Raw genomic sequence first — 3,004 nt, 5'->3', positions numbered from 1 at the left:
GACGATGCCACGGGTGGCATGGGCCTGCTCGGATTCAAACTTGCCGGCCGGTACCAGCGGGCTGCTGCTGCCGGGGCCCTGAATGGCAGGCACCGGCACAAGAGTGTCTACCGGACAGACGAAGGTGGGCGGCTGGGTACCATCACAGGAGGCATCGTCGCTGCAGCCGAGACCGCTGGCGTCATCCTTGGCGGCGGCCACGTATTCCAGTGCCGGATCGAAAGGGCCGGTCGCATCAGTCCGGCCCGTGCTGACGGTGGCCTTGCGGCGCAGGGTCATGTCCAGGGTCGAGACGCTGCCAGACACCCAGGCAGTGCCCGGATCCACCCCGACCTGGCCGACACTGTCCACTATCTCGCTGCCGCGATAGAGCACCAGGGCGTCGTCACCGTTGAACACCAGGTTGCCGCTGGTCTGGGTCGCCTTGGCCAGGATCTCGCCGCTGGCGGAGGGGTTGGCCAGCACCAGGCTGGCACCGGGGGCGAGCGTGCCTTGCAGTGTCAGGCTGTTGGTGGGGGCATCGGTGAGAGGCTTGCCGTTGGTATAGAGCGCCAAACGGTATTGAGAGAGATCGACGGGAGTCGCGCCCAGATTGCTCAGCTCCACCGCCTTGTTGTTGCTGGATCCTTCCAGGTATTCGCTGATCAGCAGTTGTGCCTGTGTCTGTCCAGAGAGCGCCAGCCCGACGGCCAGCGCTACCAGAGAGTGTCTTCCTGACATGGTCAGTTTCCTTTTTTTATTTGCAGATTATGTTATTGGCGCCCCGCGCAAGGCGGGCCGCAGCACCTTGTTACCTGTCGAACTTGGCCGATGACCAAGAGCGCGCCTACTCTGCCCTTTTGACGACGGAGCCGCTGGGAGCTGGCTAACAATGACCGCAAATTGTTGCGCGCAGGTGACGATCAATACCCGAATGGGCAGTGCCTGTCATCGGTGCGCAGGAAATCGTCGCCACCTCCGGGGGGCCATGCCAAGGGGCTCGACATCGAGCAAAGTCCGGGGCTGAGAGCCGCTCCAGAGGTGCGAGCGAGGCGGCCAGATCGTGGTTCCAGGTGTGGCCATATAGACGCCACAGGCCCCCATGCCCCGTGAAGGCAGCGAGATGGGCTTCATTGGAACGATACTCTGTGCTCGTGTGAAACCGGTTCAGTAATGACAGAAATAACAAGAGATGAGATGGCACAAACGCTTGTTGCTTTTGCGCTCACGAATGGCAATAGTTCTCACTTTCTTTTTTGACCGTCTTTATTCCCGAGGTGCTACAAGATGTTTCGTCACCCCCTGGCAAAGCTGCTGCTGCTTGGTCAGCTCGCCCTGATGAGCTGGATGGCGCAGGCCGCCCCCCCCGTTGAAGTGGAAGATGTAATGGGCCGCAAGGTCTCCCTCAGCCTTCCGGCCAGCCGCATCGTGCTCGGTTTCTATCCCGAGGATTATCTGGCCGTGGCCGGTGAAGGCGGCGCCGATCGCCTGGTGGGCATGTCCCGTGGCTGGTTCGTCAAGTCCCGCCCCGCCATCTGGTCCCTCTATGTGGCCAGCCTGCCGCAGCTGGCCAAGGTACCCGACCTTGGCAACGTGCAGGATCAGAGCTTCTCCATCGAGAAGACCCTGGCAGTCAAACCCGATCTGGTGATCCTGGCCCAGTGGCAATACGAGGCCCTGGCCCCGGATCTGCCGCGCCTCAAGCAGGCAGGCATCCCGGTGGTGGTGGTGGACTACAACGCCCAGACCCTGGCCCGCCACATGGCGAGCACCCTGCTGCTTGGCAAGGTGACCGGCCAGGAGGCCCGTGCCCGCAAGATAGCCGACGAATACAAGGCCAAGATTGACGCCATCACCTCCCGCATCGCCGCCGCGAAGCGCCAGCCACCCCGGGTCTATATCGAGCTGGGTGACAAGGGACCGGCCGAATACAGCTACACCTATGGCAAGGACATGTGGGGCGCCATGGCCCTGCTGGCGGGCGGTGACAACGTCGCGGCGCCCTTCGTCGAACGCTGGGGCCCCATCCACCCTGAGCAACTGCTGGCGAGCAAGCCCGAGGTGATCCTGATGGCGGGATACGAGAGCGTGAGCAGTGCAGAGGCGATGCAGGTCGGTCAAGACGTCTCGGCCGAGACGGTGCGCCAGCGTCTGCAGGGCTTTGCCGCCCGTCCGGGCTGGCGCGAGCTGCCCGCGGTGCAGCAGGGTCGCCTCTATGCGGTCTATCACGGCGCTACCCGCAGCATCATGGATGCCGCCCTCATCGAGTTCATGGCCAAGGCGCTCTATCCGGATCTGTTCAAGGATCTCGATCCCCTGGCCACCTATCAGGGCTTCTACCACGCCTATCTGCCCATTCACCCCCAAGGCACCTTCATGCTGGGTATCAAGCAGGGTGAAGCCAACTAAATCCGGTAGTTCGGGTTCTGCCCACCTCGGCAGAGCCCTCTTCGCCATCCCTCTTTAACCGGGCGCCCCTCATGGCGCCCGCTTCAGGATTGTCATCATGAATGATTTGGCTGCCCTGCAGCAGACCCTCACCCGCCAGCGGCAACGAGAGCGTCGTCGCTGGCACTGGCTGGCGCTGCTCACCCTGGTGCTGTGCATTACGCTGGTGCTCGACATCGCCACAGGCCCCTCCCTGCTGCCCCTTGGGGAGGTGGTCGATGCCCTGATCGCCCCCGCCCAGGCGGACTCCATGACCCGCACCATAGTCCATGACATGCGCCTGCCCATCGCCCTGATGGCGCTGGTGGTCGGCGCTTCGCTAGGCCTTGGTGGCGTCCAGATGCAGACCCTACTGGACAACCCCCTGGCCAGCCCCTTCACCCTGGGGCTCGCGGCGGCGGCCGGGCTTGGCGCAGCACTGGCGCTCTATAGCGGCGGTCTCGGGCTCCCTCCCCTGATCGCCATTCCGGCCGGTGCCTTCATCCTGTGCATGTTTGCCGCCAGCCTCTTGTTCGGTCTGGCCATGATGCGCAACATCAGCAGCCAGACCCTGATCCTGGCGGGCATCGCCCTGCTG

General features: G+C 63.5%; 3 protein-coding genes. 2 read left to right on the top strand and 1 reads right to left on the bottom strand.

Translation table 11 applies throughout. From position 1 onward, the window contains the following. Positions 1-720, bottom strand: a 720-nt coding sequence (locus BN1127_RS00075) for a lamin tail domain-containing protein (protein WP_042648060.1), incomplete at its 3' end; no start/stop codon positions are given. Between the two features lie 546 nt (positions 721-1,266). Here BN1127_RS00075 and BN1127_RS00070 point away from each other — a divergent pair. Next, complete coding sequence (locus BN1127_RS00070; RefSeq protein ID WP_042648059.1) at positions 1,267-2,388, top strand: ABC transporter substrate-binding protein; 1,122 nt, start codon at positions 1,267-1,269, stop codon at positions 2,386-2,388. A gap of 97 nt (positions 2,389-2,485) precedes the next feature. Continuing rightward, positions 2,486-3,004: iron chelate uptake ABC transporter family permease subunit (locus BN1127_RS00065; protein WP_042648058.1), on the top strand; the 519-nt coding region annotated here is incomplete at its 3' end.

The organism is Aeromonas media (genome assembly GCF_000819985.1).
Lineage (GTDB): Bacteria > Pseudomonadota > Gammaproteobacteria > Enterobacterales > Aeromonadaceae > Aeromonas > Aeromonas media.
The sequence above is the reverse complement of the archived record's forward strand: the minus strand, read 5'-3'. Positions and strand labels throughout refer to the sequence as shown.